Origin of the sequence: Streptomyces sp. NPDC051173 (assembly GCF_040689515.1) — a bacterium.
Lineage (GTDB): Bacteria > Actinomycetota > Actinomycetes > Streptomycetales > Streptomycetaceae > Streptomyces.
In genome coordinates, this window is the sequence record NZ_JBFBBD010000050.1 from 23,865 (window position 1) to 45,138 (window position 21,274).

Sequence of the window (21,274 nt, forward strand, 5' to 3'; positions counted from 1 at the left end):
CGGAGCCGCACATCAGATGCAGCCGGGAAGGGGCGGGTAGGGGAACAAAGCGCCGCAGGCGACAACCGACCGCAGCCGGGGATCCGGGGCTCATGCCCCGGAAAAGATCCCGCCCCCGGACCTGAGCGAGACTGGGCCCTGTGATCCGCACCGACGCCCTCCGCCAACTCCCCGTCCGCACCGCCCTCCCCACCCTCACGCGCGCCCTCGACGACCGCGGAGTCGCCGTCCTCTGCGCACCCCCCGGCACGGGCAAGACGACTCTCGTCCCGCTGGCCCTCGCCGGTCTGCTGGGTGAGGGCCAGCGGCGGCGCGTCGTCGTCGCCGAGCCCCGGCGGATCGCGGCGCGGGCCGCCGCCCGCCGTATGGCCTGGCTGCTGGGCGAGGCCGTCGGCGACCGGATCGGCTTCACCGTGCGCGGCGAGCGGCGGGCCGGGCCGCGGACCGTGGTCGAGGTCGTCACCACCGGCGTCCTGCTGCAACGCCTCCAGCGCGACCCCGAACTCGCGGGCGTCGACACCGTGATCCTCGACGAGTGCCACGAGCGGCACCTGGACGCCGACACGGCCGCCGCGTTCCTCCTGGACGTACGGGACACCCTCCGGCCCGAGCTGCGGCTCGTCGCGGCCTCCGCGACCACCGACGCCGAGGGCTGGGCCCGGCTGCTGGGCGGCGCCCCCGTGGTCGAAGCCCAGGGGATCGCGCACCCGGTGGAGGTGGTGTGGTCCCCGCCGGAGCGCCCCGTACGGCCGCCGCACGGGATGCGGGTGGACCCCGCGCTGCTGGAGCACGTAGCGGACGTGGTGCGGCGGGCGCTGCGGGAGCGGCAGGGCGACGTGCTGTGCTTCCTGCCCGGTGTCGGCGAGATCGCGCGGGTGGCGGGGCGGCTCGGCGGTGCCGGGGCGCTGGGCGCCGAGGTCCTCCAGGTGCACGGGCGGGCCCCGGCCGACGTGCAGGACGCGGTGCTGGCGGGCGGCTCGGGGACCCGCCGGGTGGTCCTGGCGACCTCCGTGGCCGAATCGAGCCTGACCGTCCCGGGCGTACGCGTCGTGGTGGACGCGGGCCTCGCGCGCGAGCCTCGCGTCGACCACGCCCGGGGGCTGAGCGCGCTCACGACCGTACGGGCCTCCCGGGCCGCCGCCCGGCAGCGCGCGGGACGGGCCGGCCGCGAGGCGCCGGGCGCGGTGTACCGCTGCTGGACGGAGGCCGACGACGCGCGCCTGCCGCGGTTCCCGGCGGCGGAGATCACGGTCGCGGACCTCACGGCGTTCGCCCTCCAGGTGGCGTGCTGGGGCGATCCCGACGCGTCCAGCCTCGCGCTCCTCGACCCGCCGCCGGGCGGGGCGATGGCCGCGGCGCGCGAGGTGCTGACCGCCACCGGAGCGGTCACCGCCGACGGCAGGCCCACGGACCGCGGCCGCCGCATGGCCCGCCTGGGCCTCCACCCCCGGCTGGCGCGCGCCCTGCTGGACGGCGCGCGCGAGGTGGGCACGCGCCGGGCGGCCGAGGTGGTGGCCCTGCTCAGCGAGGAGCCCCCGCGCGAGTACGGCGACGACCTCGCGGCCGCCTGGCGCGCCGCCCGGCGCGGCGGCGACGCCTACGCGGCCCGCTGGCGCGCGGAGGCCCGCCGCCTGGAGCAGGCGGCACGGGGCGGATCACCGGCCGGGCCGGGCCCGGAGAGCGGTGGCCCGGTGAGCGACGACGCCGTCGCCGGGCTCGTCGCCGCGCTCGCGTTCCCCGAGCGGGTGGCGCGGGCCCGGGGCGAGGGCGCGTACCTCATGGTGTCCGGTACGGGCGCCGAGCTGGGCGCGGGGTCGCGGTTGCGCAGCGGGCAGTGGCTGGCGATCGCCGTGGCCGACCGGCCCGTGACGGCCGCGTCGGCGCGGGTGACCCTGGGCGCGCTGATCGACGAGGACACCGCCCGGGAGGCCGCGGGAGCGCTCTTCCGCAAGGGTGAGGAGGTCGGCTGGTCCGAGGAGCGGCGGGACGTGGTGGCCCGGTCCGTCGAGCGCCTGGGCGCCGTGGAACTGACCAGCCGCGCGCTGCCGTCCCCGGACCCCGCGCTCGTACGCCTGGCCCTGCGCGAAGGGCTGCGGCGCGAGGGTCTGGGGCTGCTGCGCTGGACGCCCGAGGCCACCGGCCTCCGGCAGCGGCTGGCGTTCCTCCACCGCGAGCTGGGCGCGCCCTGGCCTGACGTGTCCGACGAGGCGCTGCTGGAGCACCCGGACGACTGGCTCGGCTGGGACCTCGACCGGGCCCGCAGGCGCGCCGACCTGGAGCGGCTGGACGCGGGCAAGGCGCTGGAGCGGCTGCTCCCGTGGGCGTCCGGCGACGCGGCGCGCCTGGACGAGCTGGCCCCGGAGCGCATCGAGGTGCCGAGCGGGTCCCGGATCCGGGTGGACTACGGCGGCGAGCAGCCGGTGCTCGCGGTCAAGCTCCAGGAGCTCTTCGGCCGGCAGGAGACACCGCGGGTGGCGGGCGGCCGGGTGCCCGTGCTCGTGCACCTGCTGTCACCGGCGGGCCGGCCCGCGGCGGTCACTGCCGACCTGGCCTCGTTCTGGAAGGACGGCTACCGCTCCGTACGGGCGGAGCTGCGCGGCCGCTACCCCCGCCACCCCTGGCCGGAGGACCCGGCGACGGCGGTCGCGACGCGCAGGACGAACGCCCGCCGCTGACGCTCCGGGAGCCTCCCGCACCGGAAAGCGCCGCTCCCGCCGTACCTCGGGAGCGGCGCTGGTCCGTTGTGATCTCTTCAGGGGAGGTACCGCTCGACCGCGGCCGCCCCCTTCTCCTCCATCAGCCGCCTCGCGGCCTCCACCCGCTCGGGCGTCACGTCCCGGCCCGACGCCATGACCATGTCCTCGGGGTCGAACGGCCGCTCACCGCCGGTGTACAGCCGCACAGGCCGGGACGTGGTGGACGCGTCCTCGGAGCTCTCCTTCACGGTGGACCTCCTCTGTTCAGCTGCCCTCCGTGGAGGGCAGCTGTTTGGGTTTCCCCCCATCGTGTGACATTTCCGGAACAAGTGCACGCCGATCTCCCGCCGTGGTATCCGCGACGGACGGCGTCGGGCGCGAACGGGCCTCCAGCAGCAGCGCGAGCCCCAGCAGCGCCCCGCCCAGGCCGAGGAACCCCCAGGGGAGCCAACTGGTGAGCAGCAGCACCAGGCGGCGCTGCGAGGTGACGAGGGCGACCGTCGCGTCGACGTAGTCCGGGCGCATCCTCACGTCCCCGGAGAAAGCGGTGATCGGCTTCTTCTCGGGGTGCCCGGTCCAGCGCATCTCCTCCTGGTGGACCTCCTCGCCGTTGACGGGCGCGCCGGTCGTGGGGTCGACCCAGAACATCCGCTTGGTGGTGTACCAGCGCTCCAGGCCGATCTGCCGGACGGCGTCGGGGGTGAGACCCAGGGGCAGCGCCCGCGGCACGGGGACGCGGGTCCAGGGGATCGTCTGCTCGAAGTAGTAGACGCTCAGGCCGTGGAAGCGCCGGGTCCCCCCGTAGTGGATGGGCGCGGAGGTGCGGGTCTGCATGTCGAAGTACTGGTAGTCGCGCTTCCGCACGAGGAAGGGCCACTTGAACTCGATGCCGTCGCGGCGCACCGGTGTGCCGTCGACGCTCTCGCCGCCCGCGTGGACGGGCTCCTGGCTGTGCGCGTCGAAGACGTAGCGCTCGGGGATCTTCGAGACCATCGCGCCGTCCGGCCCGGCGACATAGGTGAGGGTGTCCCAGACGACGACGTCCCGGCCGGTCTCGTCCTTGACCTTGCGGGCCTGCTCCACATCGCCCTTGAGGGTCTCGGTCATGGTGATCCGGGAGACCTTCTTCGGCTCCAGGGTGCTGTAGTCGATGAGGGTCGCGTCCTTCGCCTCCAGGACGACGGTCTGGTAGCGGCCCGCGGGGACCTTGGCCAGCCGCGGGAAGGCATACCAGCGCAGCAGCGGCGACAGAGTGGCGAAGAAGACCGCGAGGGCGAGGAGGACGAGGCCGGCTCGGCGGCGCACGGCGGGCCCGCGCTCAGGGGCGTGCGGGGACGGTGGTGAGGAGCGGCTTCGGCGACGTCCGCCCGCCCGGCGGCCCGATCGCGGTCACCGTGAAGACGAGGGCGAGGGCGGCGGCCACTCCGATGGCCACGGCGGCCAGTGCGCGCATACGTCCGCCTCCCAAGATAGCTGATGGACCGTCAGGAGTGGGGCACGGTAGCAACACGGGCCGCATAAACCAAGGGAGTTGGAGCTGTCAGGCAACGCCGGAAAAGTCGACCGTCGCCCGACACGGGCTGGATACGACCCCATATCAGCCACATCCAGCCCGTCCGGCGCTTGAGGACACCGCCGCGCAGCGGTGGTGCGGACGAAACCGCCCGCAGCCGACCACCAAGACCCGCCCGGCAAGGGCTAGTGCGCCGCCGACTCCCAGTCCCCGCCCACACCGACCGACACGTCCAGCGGCGCGCGCAGTTCCACCGCCCCGGCCATCTCGCGGCGCACCAGCTCCTCCACCGCCTCGCGCTCGCCCGGGGCGATCTCCAGCACGATTTCGTCGTGCACCTGGAGCAGCATCCGGGACGTGAGCTCCCCGGCCTCCAGGGCCTGCCCCACCCGGAGCATCGCGATCTTCACGATGTCGGCGGCCGTGCCCTGGATCGGCGCGTTCAGCGCCATCCGCTCCGCCATCTCACGGCGCTGGCGGTTGTCGCTGTTGAGGTCCGGCAGATAGCGGCGGCGGCCGAGCATCGTCTCGGTGTAGCCCGTCGCCCGCGCCTCCTCGACCACCCGCTGCAGATAGTCACGCACCCCTCCGAACCGCTCGAAGAAGGTGTCCATCAGCCGGCGCGCCTCGTCCGGGGCGATGTTGAGCTGCTGCGACAGGCCGAACGCCGACAGGCCGTACGCCAGGCCGTACGACATCGCCTTGATCTTCCGGCGCATCTCCGGGTCGACGTCGGCCTTGGCCACGCCGAAGACCTGGGAAGCGACCGTGGTGTGCAGATCCTCACCCGACGCGAACGCCTCGATCAGGCCCTCGTCCTCGGAGAGGTGGGCCATCACCCGCAGCTCGATCTGACTGTAGTCCGCGGTCATCAGGGTCTCGAAGCCCCCACCGACCACGAAGCCCCGCCGGATGGCACGGCCCTCGTCCGTACGCACCGGGATGTTCTGCAGATTCGGGTCCGTGGACGACAGCCGGCCGGTGGCGGCCACCGTCTGGTTGAACGTGGTGTGGATCCGCCCGTCGGGAGCGATCGCCTTGATCAGCCCCTCCACCGTGGAACGCAGCTTGGACTGCTCACGGTGCCGCAGCATGATCACCGGAAGCTCGTTCTCCGTCTGCGCCGCGAGCCAGGCCAGGGCGTCGGCGTCCGTGGTGTAACCCGTCTTGGTCTTCTTCGTCCGCGGCAGACCCAGCTCGCCGAAGAGGACCTCCTGGAGCTGCTTGGGCGAGCCCAGGTTGAACTCGTGGCCCGCCGCGGCGTGCGCCTCCGTGACCGCCTGCTGCACCGCCGCCGCGAACTGCTGCTCCATCCGCTCCAGCCAGCCGCGGTCCGCCGCGATGCCCGCCCGCTCCAGACGCGCCAGCAGCGCGCTCGTCGGCAGCTCCACATCGGTGAGCAGCTCCGCCGCGCCCACGTCCTTCAGCCGGCCCGTGAAGGCGGCACCCAGATCCAGGACCGTACGCGCCCGGCCCATCAGGGCATCCGCCTCGGCCTGCTCGTCCGCACCGAACGCCAGCTGCCCGTCACCCGCGGCGGCCGTCGCCAGCTCACGGCCCAGATACTCCACCGACAGCGCGTCCAGGGCGAACGAACGGCGGCCGGGCTTGACCAGATAAGCGGCCAGCGCGGTGTCCATCGCGACCCCGGCGACCGACCAGCCGTGCTCGGCGAAGACACGCATCGCGGCCTTCGCGTCGTGCATCACCTTCGGCCGCGCCGCATCCGCGCTCCACGCCGCGAACGCCCGCTCGTCCGCCTCGTCCAGCTCCGCCGGATCGAACCAGACCGCCGGACCCTCACCCGACGCCAGAGCGATCTCGGCCACCCGGCCACTGCCCTGCGACCAGGAGTCGACCATCTCCAGGCCCAGCGGCCCGGAACCGTGCTCGGCCAGCCACGGAGCGAGCCCGCCCGCAGCCAGCACCACACCCTCGACCTCGGCACCCGCGGCCGGAGGCGCCTCCTCCTCGGCCTCCGCACCCGGGTCGGCCGCCAGCAGCCGGTCCCGCAGACCCTGGTTACGGATCTCCAGACCCTCCAGGAACGCGATCAGCGCCGTGCGGTCGTACGCCTCACGCACCAGCCCGTCCGGACCCGTCGGCAGGGCCACGTCCCGCACCATCTCGGTGAGCCGGCGGTTGAGCTTGACCGACTCCAGGTGATCGCGGAGATTCTGCCCGGCCTTGCCCTTGACCTCCTCGACCCGCTCCACCAGCTCCGCGAACGAACCGAACTGGGTGATCCACTTCGTGGCCGTCTTCTCACCCACACCCGGGATGCCCGGCAGATTGTCCGACGGGTCACCGCGCAGCGCCGCGAAGTCCGGATACTGCGACGGGCTCAGGCCGTACTTCTCCTGCACCTTCTCCGGGGTGAAGCGCGTCAGCTCCGACACGCCCTTCGTCGGATACAGCACCGTGACGTCGTCGGACACCAGCTGGAACGAGTCACGGTCACCCGTGACGATCGAGACGTGGAAACCCTCCGCCTCCGCCTGCGTCGCCAGCGTCGCGATCACGTCGTCGGCCTCGAAGCCGTCCACCGCGAACCGCGGCACCCGCATCGCGTCCAGCAGCTCGCCGATCAGCTCGACCTGCCCCTTGAACTCGTCCGGCGTCTTCGAACGCGTCGCCTTGTACTCCGGGAACTCCGCCGAACGCCACGTCTTGCGCGACACGTCGAACGCCACCGCGAAGTGCGTGGGCCGCTCATCACGCAGGGTGTTCGCCAGCATCGACGCGAAGCCGTACACCGCGTTCGTCGGCTGCCCGGCGACCGTCGTGAAGTTCTCCGCGGGCAGCGCGAAGAACGCGCGATACGCCATGGAATGCCCGTCCATCAGGAGCAGGCGGGGCCGGTCTCCCCCCGCTGCCTCGGTGCCGGTCAGTTCGTTCGTCTGCGATGCGTTTGCTGCCACGCCCTCGATCCTGCCACGGCTCACTGACAGTGGAGCGCCACCGGACCGCGACCGACCCGTCAGGGTCGGCCCCGGTCCGGTGACGCTCCGGGTGCCTCATGGCACGATCAGATCCATACGCTGGATCATCCGCTCCAGGCTCAAGGGGGAGCGAAGTGACTCCGTCCACCGCCAACGCGGTGGACTTCCAACCCATTGGGTTGCGGTCCAGCCCGAACCGATCCCTTGCGGGACGAGCGGAAGCTACCACAGGAGGAAACCGATGGCAGGCAATTCGCCCACAGATGACCCCATCCAGGACGCTCCCAGCGTTACCGCCCCGCAGCACGCCGCCGCCGGCCTCCCCGCCGTCGCCCACTCCCTGCGCATGGCCCACCAGCAGATGGGCGTCAAACGCACCGCCCTCACCCTGCTCAAGGTCAACCAGAAGGACGGCTTCGACTGCCCCGGCTGCGCCTGGCCCGAAGGCGAGAAGCGGCACGCCGCCGAATTCTGCGAGAACGGCGCCAAGGCCGTCGCCGAGGAAGCCACCCTCCGCCGCGTCACCCCCGACTTCTTCGCCACCCACCCCGTCAGCGACCTCGCCGGCCGCAGCGGCTACTGGCTCGGCCAGCAGGGCCGCCTCACCCAGCCCATGCACCTCGCCGAAGGCGCCGACCACTACGAACCGGTCAGCTGGGACCGCGCCTTCGACATCATCGGCGAAGAACTCGACGCCCTCACCTCCCCCGACGAAGCCGTCTTCTACACCTCCGGCCGCACCAGCAACGAAGCAGCCTTCCTCTACCAGCTCTTCGCCCGCGAATTCGGCACCAACAACCTCCCCGACTGCTCCAACATGTGCCACGAGTCCTCCGGCTCCGCACTCTCGGAGACCATCGGCATCGGCAAGGGCAGCGTCCTCCTCGAAGACCTCCACCAGGCCGACCTGATCATCGTCGCCGGACAGAACCCCGGCACCAACCACCCCCGCATGCTCAGCGCCCTCGAAAAGGCCAAGTCCGGCGGCGCGAAGATCATCACGGTCAACCCGCTCCCCGAAGCGGGCATGGAACGCTTCAAGAACCCCCAGAACGCCCGCGGCCTCAGCGGCGTCGGCACCCCCCTCACCGACCTCTTCCTCCAGATCCGCCTCGGCGGCGACCAGGCACTCTTCCGCACCCTCAACCGCCTGATCCTCGAAACCGAAGGCGCCCTCGACACCGACTTCATCGCCGAACACACCCACGGCTTCGAGGAATTCGCACAGACGGCACGCTCCGCCGACTGGGACGAGACACTGCGCGCCACCGGCCTGCGCCGCGAGGAGATCGAGCGCGCCCTCGAGATGATCCTCGCCTCCCGCCGCACCATCGTCTGCTGGGCCATGGGCCTCACCCAGCACAAGCACGCCGTCCCCACCATCCGCGAAGTCGTCAACTTCCTCCTGCTCCGCGGCAACATCGGCCGCACCGGCGCCGGCGTCTGCCCCGTCCGCGGCCACAGCAACGTCCAGGGCGACCGCACCATGGGCATCTTCGAACGCCCCGCCCCCGCCTTCCTCGACGCCCTCCAGAAGGAATTCGACTTCACCCCGCCCCGCGAACACGGCCTCGACGTCGTCCGCGCCATCCGCGCCCTCCGCGACGGCCAGGCCAAGGTCTTCCTCGCCATGGGCGGCAACTTCGTCTCCGCCACCCCCGACACCGACGTCACAGAAGCCGCCGTACGCCGCGCCCGCCTCACCGTCCACGTCTCCACCAAGCTCAACCGCTCCCACGTGGTCACCGGCGCCCGCGCCCTCATCCTCCCCACCCTCGGCCGCACCGAACGCGACCACCAGGCCGGCGGCGACCAGTTCGTCACCGTCGAGGACTCCATGGGCATGGTCCACGCCTCCCGCGGCCGCCTCCGCCCCGCGAGCCCCCAGCTGCTCTCCGAGACCGCCATCGTCTGCCGCCTCGCCCGCCGCGCCCTCGGCCCCCGGAGCACCACCCCCTGGGAGGACTTCGAAAAGGACTACGGCGCCATCCGCGACCGCATCGCCCGCGTCATCCCCGGCTTCGAGGACTTCAACACCCGCGTCGCCCGCCCCGGCGGCTTCACCCTGCCCCACGCACCCCGCGACGAACGCCGCTTCCCCACCACCACCGGCAAGGCCAACTTCACCGCCGCCGACATCGAATACCCCCGCGCACCCCAAGGCCGCCTGCTCCTGCAGACCCTGCGCTCCCACGACCAGTACAACACCACCATCTACGGCCTCGACGACCGCTACCGCGGCATCAAGAACGGCCGCCGCGTCGTCCTCGTCAACCCCGACGACGCAGCCGAACTCGACCTCGCCGACGGCACCTACGCCGACCTCGTCAGCGAATGGACCGACGGCACCGAACGCCGCGCACCCGGCTTCCGCGTCGTCCACTACCCCACCGCCCGCGGCTGCGCCGCCGCCTACTACCCCGAGACCAACGTCCTCGTCCCCCTCGACCACACCGCCGACACCAGCAACACCCCCGCCAGCAAGTCCCTGGTCATCAGGGTGGAACCAGCCCGTCCGGCCTGATCACCCACCCGGCTCCGGCACCGCCCCCACCCACCTGATAAGACGTTCACCACGCAACGACCAAGGACGAACGGAGCCGGACCCATGGGCGAGCAGAGCCAGACCACGTTCCCGCAGCAGGTCCTCGACGAATGGGCCGGCAGCGGACACGACCTGCGCACCCTCTTCTCCGCGGGCCACCTCGGCAACCGCATGGGCCTCCAGGTCCTCGAAGCCTCCCCCGACCGCATCGTCGGCACCCTCCCCGTCGAGGGCAACACCCAGCCGTACGGCCTCCTGCACGGCGGCGCCTCCGCCGTGCTCGCCGAAACCCTCGGCTCCGTCGGCGCCATGCTCCACGGCGGCCCCGGCAAGATCGCCGTCGGCGTCGACCTCAACTGCACCCACCACCGCGGCGTACGCTCCGGCCTCATCACCGCCGTCGCCACCCCCGTCCACCGCGGCCGCACCACCGCCACCTACGAAATCGTCATCACCGACGACCAGGACAAGCGCGTCTGCACCGCCCGCCTCACCTGCGTGCTGCGCGCCGCCGACGCGTAGGCAGCGTCCGGTGGCTCTTGTCCTCGGTCGTCCGCGGGTGGTGTCATCCGCACCACCGCTGCGCGGCAGTGTCCTCAAGCTCCCCCAGCTAACGCTGGGAGGTGCCCCCACGGGCTTGAGTTGGCTGATGTAGGCGCGCAATTCGGCCCGTAGGGGCACTTTTGAGGGCACCTCCCAGCAGGAGCCGGGGGAGCTTGAGCACGCGCCCACAGGGCGCATCCGCCGCAGGCGGCAGACGGCCCGCAGACCGGCAACAACCCACCGGACACAGGCCCCGTGCCACACGCCGGCCGTCAACCGGCCGAACCCCCTTCCCCACCCGGCCGCCCCGCCCTACCTTTCGGCCATGAGGGACCCCACCCACCGGACACCCCGACGGCTGCCCACCGCCATCGGCACCCTGCTGCTCACGACCGCCCTCGCCACCGGCTGCTCCGACACCCACGGCGAGGGCCACAGCGCCGCCACCCGCACCGCCCCACCCGTCCAGGTGTGCACCGAGCTCATCACCTACTGGGCCGGACAGGACCTCACCGGCGGCCACTGGGCCGGACTCGACTGGGAACAAAAGGGCCTGTCCAACGACCAGTACGTCATCTACGACGACATCGTCCGGGCGGCCCGCGCCGAACAACAGCGGCACGGCACCGACGCGGCCCGGAAACTGATAGAGCATCAGGCGAATCAGCGCTGCACGGCAGCCGACGGCGCCACCCACAGCTCCGAGAACTGGCGCCCCCCACCCACATAACACTGCGTGACACCTGCGCCGCACGGCACCGAGGGCACCCACTCCTCCCCACCCGCGATCCCCTCGGCCGGCACCACCCACGCCGGACCCCGCCGCGCCACCGAAGCATGAGTGGAACTGCACCTTCGCACTATCTGGATGATGCCATTCACCCCAAAGGCGAAGACTGTCCGCGCAATACTGCTACAGCGACACCCCCAAGTGACCTGCGGCATAACAAGACAGTCACATCATGGCCAGCACCTCTGCCACCCGCCGCCGCACACCCCTAGAGTCACGGCCAGTCACCACCCCCCGGGCGCCGCACGACCCGAACCCCCGCCTTCCCACCCGCCCGGCGGGCGACACGGCACCTCAGCAGAGGAAGCCGCGCCAGGGAAAGGACTCCAGCCTTGCGACACCGCTCCTTACTCGTCCTCACCACCGCCATCGCCACCGGGGCCCTCACCCTCAGCGCATGCGGATCCCGCGACGACAAAAGCGGCGCCGACCACGACAACGGCACCAAGGCCACCGTCGTCATCGGCGTCGACGCCCCACTCACCGGATCGCTCTCCGCCCTCGGCCAAGGCATCAAGAACTCCGTCGACCTCGCCGCCCGCACCGCCAACGACAACAAAGAAGTCAAGGGCATCACCTTCAAGACCGAACCCCTCGACGACCAGGCCGTCCCCGCCTCCGGCCAGCAGAACGCCACCACACTCGTCGCCGACAAGAACGTCCTCGGCGTCGTCGGCCCCCTCAACTCCGGCGTCAGCCAGTCCATGCAAGGCGTCTTCGCCCGCGCCGGCCTCACCCAGGTCTCACCCGCCAACACCAGCCCCGAACTCAGCCAAGGCCCCAACTGGCTCAAAGGCCAGAAGACCCGCCCCTTCAAGACCTACTTCCGCACCGCCACCACCGACATCATCCAAGGCCGCTTCGCCGCCCAATACGCCCACAACGACGCCAAGAAGACCAAAGCCTTCGTCGTCGACGACAAACAGACCTACGGCGTCGGCCTCTCCTCCATCTTCGCCCAAGAATTCAAACACCTGGGCGGCCAGGTCGTCGGCACCGACCACATCACCGTCAAGGAAACCGACTTCTCCAGCGTCGCCAACAAAGTCAAGAACTCCGGCGCCGACATCGTCTACTTCGGCGGCCAGTACCCCGAAGGCGGCCTCCTCGCCGACCAAGTCAAAAGGGCCGGCGCCCACATCCCCCTCATGGGCGGCGACGGCATCTACGACCCCGCCTTCATCACCGCCTCAAGCGAAAGCAACGACGGCGACCTCGGCACCTCCGTCGGCTACCCCGTCGACCAACTCGACTCCGCCAAAACCTTCGTCAAGAACTACAAGAACGCCGGCTACAAAGACCCCTACGCCGCATACGGCGGCTACTCCTACGACGCCGCCTGGGCCATCGTCCAAGCCGTCAAGAAAACCGTGGCCGACAACAACGGAAAGCTCCCCGCCAACGCCCGCGACAAAGTCACCGAAGCCATGAGCAAGATCTCCTTCGACGGAGTCACCGGCACGGTCTCCTTCGACGAATTCGGCGACACCACCAACAAACAACTCACCGTCTACCAAGTCCAGGGCGACACCTGGCACTCCATCAAGAGCGCCACCTTCAAGGACTGACCCGACTCAAGGCCCCCACCCCACCGCGCGAGGACGCCACCACCACGCCCTCGCGCGGACCCACATCCGACACCCACATCGGAGGCCCGCGGTGCACCAACTACCGCAAACGCTGGTCAGCGGACTCGCCCTCGGTGCCCTCTACGGCCTCATCGCCATCGGGTACACCATGGTCTACGGCATCGTCCAACTCATCAACTTCGCCCACGGCGAGATCGTCATGATCGGCGCCTTCGGCGCCCTCACCATCCACCTCTGGCTCCCCGACGGCACCACACTCGCCACCGCCCTCCCCCTCATGCTCATCGGCGGCGCCATAGCCTCCGTCGCCATCGCCACCGCCGCCGAACGCTTCGCCTACCGCCCCCTCCGCAACGCCCCCCGCCTCGCCCCCCTCATCACCGCCATCGGCCTCTCCATCGCCCTCCAGCAAACCGTCTGGGCCTTCTACCCCGACGCCAAGAAATCCCGCGCGTTCCCCCAGTTCCAAGGCGACGCCTTCGAACTCGCCAACAACATCCACATCCAGCGCGACGACCTCTTCGTCCTCATCGCCGCACCCCTCTGCATGCTCGCCCTCGGCCTCTTCGTCGCCAGAAGCCGCACCGGCCGCGCCATGCAGGCCACCGCCCAGGACCCCGACACCGCAAAACTCATGGGCATCAACACCGACCGCATCATCGTCCTCGCCTTCGCCATCGGCGGCGCCTTCGCCGCCGTCGCCGCCGTCGCCCAAGGACTCCGCGCCGGCCAGATCAACTTCGAGATGGGCTTCATCCTCGGCCTCAAAGCCTTCACCGCCGCCGTCCTCGGCGGCATCGGCAACATCTACGGCGCCATGCTCGGCGGAGTCGTCCTCGGCATCGCCGAAGCCGCCTCCACCACCTACATCCAGAACATCCCCGGCATGCACCAACTCGGAGGCGGCGGCTGGAAAGACGTCTGGGCCTTCGTCCTCCTCATCCTCGTCCTGCTGATCAGGCCCCAAGGACTGCTCGGCGAACGCGTCGCGGATCGGGCGTGACCACCATGACCCCACACACCGACACCACCCTCGAAACCACCCCCGTCATCCCCCTCCCCCTCACCGCCGCCCGCGCCCTCACCGCCACCGGCGCCCTCCTCACCGCCGCCTCCACCTTCCTCTCCTGGACCTGGACCACCGCCTTCCCCGGCAACCTCACCGTCAACGGCTACCCCGGCGGACTCCAACTCCTCACCCTCACCGGAGCCCTCCTCACCCTCGCCCTCACCCTCGCCACCCGGCCCACCCCCGGACTCCGCTGGCTCAACCCCACCCGACGCCACGACGCCACCACCTACCTCGCCGCCGGCACCCTCGCCACCACCTGGTACACCCTGGCCGCCATCGCCGTACAACTCGGCGGACTCGCCAACCTCGAACCCGGCGGCTACGTCGCCGCACTCGCCACCCTGCTCACCCTCACCGGCGCCCTCGGCCTCCCCATCGACCGCCGCACCGCCGCCTCCTACCCGCCCGGCAGCCGCCTCGCCACCCTGCCCGCCCCCCTGGCCACCGCACTCCGCGGCACACTGCGCACCGTCCGGCCCGGCCGCACCGACCGTCCCCTCCCCACCGCACAGCCGCTCCCCGCCTGGGCCGAGATCCTCATCATCGCCGCCACCTTCGGCATCGCCCTCCACCTCGTCACCTACGGCATCGGCACCGGCTACGGCGAACTCTTCACCGGCTTCCTCATCATCGGCGCCTTCACCACCCTCGCTCTCCGCAAAGCCGGACTCGTCACCAGGCTCACCGAACTCACCGACAAACACCGCAACATCACCATCACGGCCGCCTTCGTCGCCGCCGCCCTCTTCCCCCTCACCCAGTCCACCGACCAATACACCCTGATCGCCGTCAACATCCTGATCTTCTCGACCGTCGCCCTCGGCCTCAACGTCGTCGTCGGCCTCGCCGGCCTCCTCGACCTCGGCTACGTCGCCTTCCTCGGCGTCGGCGCCTACACCGCGGCCCTCGTCTCCGGCTCCACCGCCTCCACCCTCGGCGTCCACTTCCCCTTCTGGGCCGCCGTCCTCACCGGCGCCGCCGCCTCACTCGCCTTCGGCATCGTCATCGGCGCCCCCACCCTCCGCCTCCGCGGCGACTACCTCGCCATCGTCACCCTCGGCTTCGGCGAGATCTTCCGCATCACCGTCGGCAACCTCAACGGCGAATCCGGCCCCTCCCTAACCAACGGCCCCAACGGCATCCCCAACATCCCCGACCTCAAGCTCTTCGGCTACAACTTCGGCGCCACCCACACCCTCGGCAACATCACCCTCAACCCCTTCGCCAACTACTACCTCCTCATGCTCCTCATCACGATCCTGGTCGTCCTCGTCTTCAGCCGAGCCGGCAACTCCCGCATCGGCCGCGCCTGGATCGCCATCCGCGAGGACGAGACCGCCGCCACCGCCATGGGCATCAACAGCTTCCGCCTAAAACTCCTCGCCTTCGCCCTCGGCGCCACCCTCGCCGGACTCGCTGGCACCGTGCAGGCCCACGTCGCCTACACCGTCGTACCCGAGCAATACGTCTTCGCCGGCCCCGTACCCCCCAACTCCGCCTTCCTCCTCGCCGCCGTCATCCTCGGCGGCATGGGCACCATCCGCGGCCCGCTCCTCGGCGCCGCGCTCCTCTACCTCATCCCCGCGAAACTCCAATTCCTCCACGACTACCAACTCCTCGCCTTCGGCCTCGCCCTCATCCTCCTCATGCGCTTCCGCCCCGAAGGCCTCATCCCCAACCGCAGGCAACAACTCGAATACCACGAGGACGCCACCGGATCCCTCGGCATCACCAAGGCGGAGGCGTGACCACCATGAACACCACCCACAGCGCCCCCGTCCTCACCGCCACCGGCGTCACCATGCGCTTCGGCGGACTCACCGCCGTACGCACCGTCGACCTCACCGTCCACCAGCACGAGATCGTCGGACTCATCGGCCCCAACGGGGCAGGAAAAACCACCTTCTTCAACTGCCTCACCGGCCTCTACCGCCCCACCGAAGGCACCGTCACCTACCGCGACACCGTCCTCCCGCCCAAACCCCACCTCGTCACCCGGGCCGGCATCGCCCGCACCTTCCAGAACATCCGGCTCTTCGCCAACATGACCGTCCTCGAAAACGTCCTCGTCGGCCGCCACACCCGCACCAAAGAAGGACTCCTCGCCGCCCTCCTCCGCAGCCCGCGATTCCACCGCGCCGAAGCCGCCTCCACCCGACGCGCCCTGGAACTCCTCGACTTCACCGGCCTCACCCACAAGGCCGACCACCTCGCCCGCAACCTCCCCTACGGCGAACAGCGCAAGCTCGAAATCGCCCGCGCGCTCGCCAGCGACCCCGGACTCCTCCTCCTCGACGAACCCACCGCCGGAATGAACCCCCAGGAAACCCGCGCCACCGAGGCACTCGTCCGCGCCATCCGCGCACAAGGCACCGCCGTCCTCGTCATCGAGCACGACATGCGCTTCATCTTCAATCTCTGCGACCGCGTCGCCGTCCTCGTCCAGGGCGAAAAACTCGTCGAAGGCACCTCGGACACCGTCCAGGCCGACGAACGCGTCATCGCCGCCTACCTCGGCACCCCCTTCGAAGGCGCCCCCGGCCAGGAGGAAGTCGCCGAAGTCGAAGCAGCCGAAGCGGAAGCCGCCCACGCCTCCCCGGAGGAAGACCGATGACCGCCCTCCTGGAGGTCGAGAACCTCCGCGTCGCCTACGGCAAGATCGAAGCCGTCAAGGGAATCACCTTCACCGTCGAGACAGGCCGCATCGTCACCCTCATCGGCACCAACGGCGCCGGGAAGACCACCACGCTCCGCACCCTCTCCGGCCTCATCAAGCCACTCGGCGGCACCGTCCGCTTCGACGGCCGCAGCATCCTCGGCACTCCCGCCCACGAGATCGTCGCCCGCGGACTCGCCCACTCCCCCGAAGGCCGCCACATCTTCCCGCGCCTCACCATCGCCGAGAACCTCCAGCTCGGAGCGTTCCTCCGCAAGGACACGGGAGGCATCCAGCGGGACATCCAGCGCGCCTACGAGCTCTTCCCCATCCTCGGCGAACGAGCGAAGCAGGCCGCCGGGACCCTCTCCGGCGGCGAACAGCAGATGCTCGCCATGGGCAGGGCCCTGATGTCCCGCCCCAAGCTCCTCATGCTCGACGAGCCCTCCATGGGCCTCTCCCCGATCATGATGCAGAAGATCATGGAGACCATCGCCGAACTCAAGGCCACCGGCACCACGATCCTGCTCGTCGAGCAGAACGCCCAGGCGGCACTGTCGCTCGCCGACCAGGGTCATGTGATGGAGGTCGGAAAGATCGCCCTCTCCGGCTCCGGCGCGGATCTGCTGCACGACGAATCGGTGCGAAAGGCGTATCTGGGCGAGGACTGAGCCATACGAAAGGGCCCGCGTCCGGAACGACGCGGGCCCTTTCTCTCTGCTGCTTACTGCCCCTTGGCCTTCTTCTCCTCGGCGTCCTCGATGACCGCCTCGGCCACCTGCTGCATGGACAGCCGACGGTCCATCGACGTCTTCTGGATCCACCGGAACGCGGCCGGCTCCGTCAGCCCGTACTGCGTCTGCAGAACGCTCTTCGCCCGGTCCACGAGCTTCCGCGTCTCCAGCCGCTGGGAGAGGTCCGCGACCTCCCGCTCCAGCGCCTTCAGCTCCGTGAAGCGCGACACCGCCATCTCGATGGCCGGCACCACGTCGCTCTTGCTGAACGGCTTCACGAGATACGCCATCGCCCCGGCGTCCCGGGCCCGCTCCACGAGGTCGCGCTGCGAGAAGGCGGTGAGCATCAGGACGGGCGCGATCGAGTCCGCGGCGATCTGCTCGGCGGCGGAGATCCCGTCCAGGACCGGCATCTTCACATCGAGGATGACCAGGTCCGGCTTGTGCTCCCGGGCGAGCGCGACCGCGGTCTCCCCGTCGCCCGCCTCGCCGACTACGGAGTAGCCCTCTTCTTCGAGCATCTCTTTGAGATCGAGCCGGATGAGGGCCTCGTCCTCGGCGATCACGACGCGGGTGATGTGGGGAGGGGTGTGCTGCGGCTCGTCGTCGACGGGCGGCGTGGGCTCGGCGGCGGTCACGGGTCTCCTCGATCAAGGGCAGGTGGTGCCCCATGAGCCTACCTAGCTGCGGTATGTTTGACGCACAGCAGGTTTCCGCTAACCTTGGTTTCGTAGGCTAGCCCCGGTAGCCCAGCGGTAGAGGCCATGGATTCAAAACCCATACAGCGTCGGTTCGAATCCGACTCGGGGCACTTCACCTTCATTTCCAAGATTCACCGTTGATTGGCGATCTTCACTCGCTCCGGTGAACGCGTCTTCGAACCAGCTCGGCATGGCTTGAATCCAGCCAATCTCGTAGCCATGTACGACTCCCAGACGCGCAATCGCGCCGTGACTCTGATGCGGCAAGGCATGGCCAACCGAGCCGTGGCCGAACAGCTCGGCGTCCCTCCAGGCACAGTCGGCTGGTGGCGGTACGAGGATCGGCGACATCATGGCGAGGTCTTCGTCCATCCGACCGACTGCCCCAGGTGCACCAACCAGGAACTCGATGGCCCGGCATACGCCTACTTGTTGGGCCTCTATCTCGGCGATGGCCACATAATCTCCAAACCCAAGCAACACCACCTGTCCATCTACTGCGCTGACGCCTGGCCCGGCCTGATCGAGAGCGCTGAAGCCGCCATGCGCAAGGTGATGTCCTTGCCCAGCGTGAACCAACGGCAGCGAGACGGCTGCGTCGAGGTCAAGTCGTACAGCCAGCACTGGCCGTGCTTGTTCCCTCAGCATGGCCCGGGCAAGAAGCACGAACGACGCATCGCTCTCGAAGCGTGGCAACAACGCATTGTGGACACACACCCTTGGGAGTTCATACGCGGCTTGATCCACTCCGACGGCTGCCGCGTGACGAACTGGACCATCCGCCTCGTCAGGGGCGAGAACAAGCGCTACGAGTACCCGAGATACCTCTTCACCAACAAATCGGAGGACATCCTGCGCCTCTACGCCGACGCCCTAGACAAGGTCGGAGTCGAGTGGAAAACCACTCGGCGAGGCAAGGATCCGTACAACATCTCCGTAGCCCGCCGCGACTCCGTAGCCCTCATGGACGCCCACATAGGCCCCAAATACTGACTATCCCACCCCTCGGCGGAACAGCGCCGTCCAAAGAAAGGGCTCACCGAAGCACGCGGACTCCGGCAATTCATCGTGCATCCGCCGGAGTTCGACCTCCTCCAGGTCGGAGAAGATCCAGCGCAAGGACTCCGGTGTATAGGCGAGCCCGCCCCGGAGGCCGGTCCGGTCGTAGAAGGCCGGGTCCGGGAGTTCGGAGCCCATCGCTCCGGAGGCGAAGCAGGCGAGCGACAGATGGCCGCCCGGAGCCAGCGCGCGTTCAAGAAGCGCGCGGTAGCTGACGCGGCGGTGAGGCGGCAGGTGGTGGAAGCAGCCCGAGTCGTGGATCAGGTCGTACGGGCCCGTCAGTTCGGTCCCTGCCAGGGCGAACGCGTCGCCGCAGTGGAAGCGGATGTCGGCACCGGCCTCGCGGGCGCGTTCCTCGGCCCAGGCGATGGCTGTCGGAGACAGGTCGACCGCGTCCACCTGGAAGCCCAGTGCGGCCAGGTGCAGCGCATTGCGGCCCGGGCCGCAGCCCAGGTCGAGGGCCCGGCCGGGGGTGATCAGTCCGCGGTCGATGTACGAGGCCAGGTTCTCGTCCGGCTTGGCGACGAAGAACGGCACGGGCTTCGAGCGGTCGGTGTAGAAGCCGTCCCACCAAGTGGCCCCGTCGGCCGTCCAGCGGTCGGCTTCGGGCGCGAACAGGCCGTCCAGGAGCTTGAGTACGTCGTCGACCGTGCGTATGTTCCGGTCCATCCGGTCCCCCTTTTCGCTTGGGGGGACAGTACGGCCGTACGAGGTGAAAGCCCAGCTCAGGCCGGATGGCGCGAGCGTGTGGGAAGGCCCCTGGGGGCAGGGCGTGAGGGGCTTGGTCCCGTCGCCCTCGTCCCGTGCGCGTGGTCGCCCGTTCCCCCGGCGAAGGCCGTCCCGGGGCCATTCCGGGCGGCGTTGGAGCGGGTTTTTCACTCCTTTCCGATGTGGTGCACCCGCACGAGGTTCGTCGTGCCCGCGACCCCCGGTGGGGAGCCGGCGGTGATGATGACCATGTCGCCCTTCTGGCAGCGGCCGATCTTCAGCAGGTGTTCGTCGACCTGCTTCACCATCTCGTCCGTCGTCTGGACCATGGGCCCCAGGAAGGTCTCCACGCCCCAGGTGAGGTTGAGTTGGGAGCGTGTCGCCGGCTCGGGGGTGAAGGCCAGCAGGGGGATCGGGGAGCGGTAGCGGGACAGGCGGCGTGCTGTGTCACCGGATTGGGTGAAGGCGACGAGGTACTTCGCGCCGAGGAAGTCGCCCATCTCGGCGGCGGCGCGGGCGACGGAGCCGCCCTGGGTGCGGGGCTTGCCGCGTTCGCTCAGGGGCGGGAGGCCCTTGGCGAGGACGTCCTCTTCGGCCGCCGCGACGATGCGGCCCATCGTCTTGACCGTTTCGACGGGGTATTTGCCGACGCTGGTCTCACCCGAAAGCATGACGGCGTCGGTGCCGTCGATGACGGCGTTGGCGACGTCGGAGGCTTCGGCGCGGGTGGGGCGGGAGGCGTCGATCATGGAGTCGAGCATTTGGGTGGCGACGATCACCGGTTTGGCATTGCGCCGGGCGAGTTTGATGGCGCGCTTCTGCACGATCGGGACTGTTTCGAGGGGCATTTCGACGCCGAGGTCGCCGCGGGCGACCATGATGCCGTCGAAGGCGTCGACGATGCCGGGGAGGTTCTCGACGGCCTGGGGCTTTTCGATCTTCGCGATGACGGGGAGGCGGCGGCCTTCCTCGTCCATGACGCGGTGGACGTCGCGGATGTCGTCGGCGCTGCGGACGAAGGAGAGGGCGATGATGTCGGCGCCGGTCCTGATGGCCCAGCGGAGGTCTTCGACGTCCTTCTCGGAGAGGGCGGGGACGGAGACGGCGACGCCGGGGAGGTTGAGGCCCTTGTTGTCGGAGACCATGCCGCCTTCGATGACGATGGTGCGTACGCGGGGGCCGTCGACGTTGGTGACTTCGAGGGTGACGCGGCCGTCGTCGACGAGGATGCGTTCGCCCCTGGTGACGTCGGCGGCGAGGCCGTCGTAGGTGGTGCCGCAGTGGTGACGGTCGCCTTCGATGTCCTCGACGGTGATGGTGAACTCGTCGCCGCGTTCAAGAAGTACGGGGCCTTCGCGGAATCGGCCGAGGCGGATCTTCGGGCCTTGAAGGTCGGCGAGGATGCCGATGCTGCGGCCGGTTTCTTCGGCGGCCTTGCGTACTCGGTGGTACCGCGCCTCGTGGTCGACGTAGGTGCCATGGCTGAGGTTGAACCGGGCGACGTCCATTCCGGCTTCGACGAGTGACTTGATCTGCTCGTACGAGTCGGTGGCCGGTCCCAGGGTGCAGACGATTTTTGCTCGGCGCATGGCACGACCTTATGACCTACCGGTGGGTAGAGAATTGGTCGAGTCCAACTCCCCAACGTCCGTTGGGTAAAAGCTCGTTGACAATTAGTGAAACGTGCGCGGGGGTGCTCCGATGAGCGTTCGCGCACGCCCCGCGC

At 69.9% G+C, this 21,274-nt stretch carries 17 protein-coding genes and 1 tRNA gene; 11 read left to right on the plus strand and 7 right to left on the minus strand.

The genetic code is table 11. From position 1 onward, the window contains the following. Positions 1-140 precede the first annotated feature (140 nt). The gene (hrpB, locus tag AB0435_RS23570; protein WP_366427889.1) at positions 141-2,675 is read left to right on the plus strand and encodes an ATP-dependent helicase HrpB; all 2,535 of its coding nucleotides are present in this window, start codon (positions 141-143) and stop codon (positions 2,673-2,675) included. A 77-nt stretch (positions 2,676-2,752) separates the two neighbouring features. Here hrpB and AB0435_RS23575 read toward each other — a convergent pair whose 3' ends face one another. The 4 genes from AB0435_RS23575 to polA all read right to left on the minus strand — a co-directional run bounded on the left by AB0435_RS23575 (position 2,753) and on the right by polA (position 7,130). Then, positions 2,753-2,944 carry a hypothetical protein gene (locus AB0435_RS23575; protein WP_366007112.1) on the minus strand — a complete coding sequence of 64 codons (192 nt, stop codon included), beginning with the start codon at positions 2,942-2,944 and terminating at the stop codon, positions 2,753-2,755. 16 nt (positions 2,945-2,960) lie between these two features. Further along, positions 2,961-4,001, minus strand: coding sequence for a DUF3068 domain-containing protein (locus AB0435_RS23580; RefSeq protein WP_366007111.1), 1,041 nt, complete (start codon positions 3,999-4,001; stop codon positions 2,961-2,963). 13 nt (positions 4,002-4,014) lie between these two features. Beyond that, a complete protein-coding gene (locus AB0435_RS23585; protein ID WP_366007110.1) occupies positions 4,015-4,149 on the minus strand; it encodes an SPW_0924 family protein in 135 nt (44 codons plus the stop codon). Positions 4,150-4,394: 245 nt separating this feature from the next. Next, complete coding sequence (gene polA / locus AB0435_RS23590) at positions 4,395-7,130, minus strand: DNA polymerase I (RefSeq protein ID WP_366007109.1); 2,736 nt, start codon at positions 7,128-7,130, stop codon at positions 4,395-4,397. A gap of 262 nt (positions 7,131-7,392) precedes the next feature. Between polA and AB0435_RS23595 the strand changes: the two genes are divergently transcribed. From AB0435_RS23595 to AB0435_RS23630, 8 genes are all read left to right on the plus strand, one after another. Next, positions 7,393-9,675, plus strand: a complete 2,283-nt coding sequence (locus AB0435_RS23595) for an FdhF/YdeP family oxidoreductase (protein ID WP_366427890.1) — start codon at positions 7,393-7,395, stop codon at positions 9,673-9,675. 84 nt (positions 9,676-9,759) lie between these two features. After that, entirely contained in the window at positions 9,760-10,218 is a 459-nt protein-coding gene (locus AB0435_RS23600) for a PaaI family thioesterase (RefSeq protein WP_366007107.1), read from the plus strand. Between the two features lie 346 nt (positions 10,219-10,564). After that, positions 10,565-10,969, plus strand: coding sequence for a hypothetical protein (locus AB0435_RS23605; RefSeq protein WP_366007106.1), 405 nt, complete (start codon positions 10,565-10,567; stop codon positions 10,967-10,969). A 392-nt stretch (positions 10,970-11,361) separates the two neighbouring features. Continuing rightward, positions 11,362-12,597, plus strand: a complete 1,236-nt coding sequence (locus AB0435_RS23610; protein WP_366427891.1) for a branched-chain amino acid ABC transporter substrate-binding protein — start codon at positions 11,362-11,364, stop codon at positions 12,595-12,597. Between the two features lie 91 nt (positions 12,598-12,688). Then, complete coding sequence (locus AB0435_RS23615) at positions 12,689-13,621, plus strand: branched-chain amino acid ABC transporter permease (RefSeq protein WP_366007104.1); 933 nt, start codon at positions 12,689-12,691, stop codon at positions 13,619-13,621. A 5-nt stretch (positions 13,622-13,626) separates the two neighbouring features. Next, positions 13,627-15,438 carry a branched-chain amino acid ABC transporter permease gene (locus tag AB0435_RS23620; protein WP_366007116.1) on the plus strand — a complete coding sequence of 604 codons (1,812 nt, stop codon included), beginning with the start codon at positions 13,627-13,629 and terminating at the stop codon, positions 15,436-15,438. A 5-nt stretch (positions 15,439-15,443) separates the two neighbouring features. Beyond that, positions 15,444-16,304, plus strand: a complete 861-nt coding sequence (locus AB0435_RS23625; protein ID WP_366427897.1) for an ABC transporter ATP-binding protein — start codon at positions 15,444-15,446, stop codon at positions 16,302-16,304. Continuing rightward, the gene (locus AB0435_RS23630; protein WP_366007103.1) at positions 16,301-17,017 is read left to right on the plus strand and encodes an ABC transporter ATP-binding protein; all 717 of its coding nucleotides are present in this window, start codon (positions 16,301-16,303) and stop codon (positions 17,015-17,017) included. Before AB0435_RS23625 ends, AB0435_RS23630 begins: the two co-directional genes overlap by 4 nt. Positions 17,018-17,070: 53 nt before the next feature. On the opposite strand, the gene AB0435_RS23635 is transcribed toward AB0435_RS23630, so the two are convergent. After that, complete coding sequence (locus tag AB0435_RS23635; RefSeq protein ID WP_366007102.1) at positions 17,071-17,718, minus strand: response regulator; 648 nt, start codon at positions 17,716-17,718, stop codon at positions 17,071-17,073. A 100-nt stretch (positions 17,719-17,818) separates the two neighbouring features. Here AB0435_RS23635 and AB0435_RS23640 point away from each other — a divergent pair. Both AB0435_RS23640 and AB0435_RS23645 read left to right on the plus strand, forming a co-directional pair. After that, positions 17,819-17,891: transfer RNA gene (locus AB0435_RS23640), tRNA-Leu, on the plus strand. A 109-nt stretch (positions 17,892-18,000) separates the two neighbouring features. Beyond that, positions 18,001-18,774 (plus strand): helix-turn-helix domain-containing protein, encoded by a 774-nt coding sequence (locus AB0435_RS23645; RefSeq protein WP_366007101.1) that lies wholly within the window; start codon positions 18,001-18,003, stop codon positions 18,772-18,774. Here the strand turns inward: AB0435_RS23645 and AB0435_RS23650 are convergent, their stop codons facing one another. Further along, positions 18,775-19,509 carry a class I SAM-dependent methyltransferase gene (locus AB0435_RS23650; RefSeq protein WP_366007100.1) on the minus strand — a complete coding sequence of 245 codons (735 nt, stop codon included), beginning with the start codon at positions 19,507-19,509 and terminating at the stop codon, positions 18,775-18,777. A 206-nt stretch (positions 19,510-19,715) separates the two neighbouring features. Further along, positions 19,716-21,137, minus strand: a complete 1,422-nt coding sequence (gene pyk / locus AB0435_RS23655; protein ID WP_366427892.1) for a pyruvate kinase — start codon at positions 21,135-21,137, stop codon at positions 19,716-19,718. Positions 21,138-21,274 lie beyond the last annotated feature (137 nt).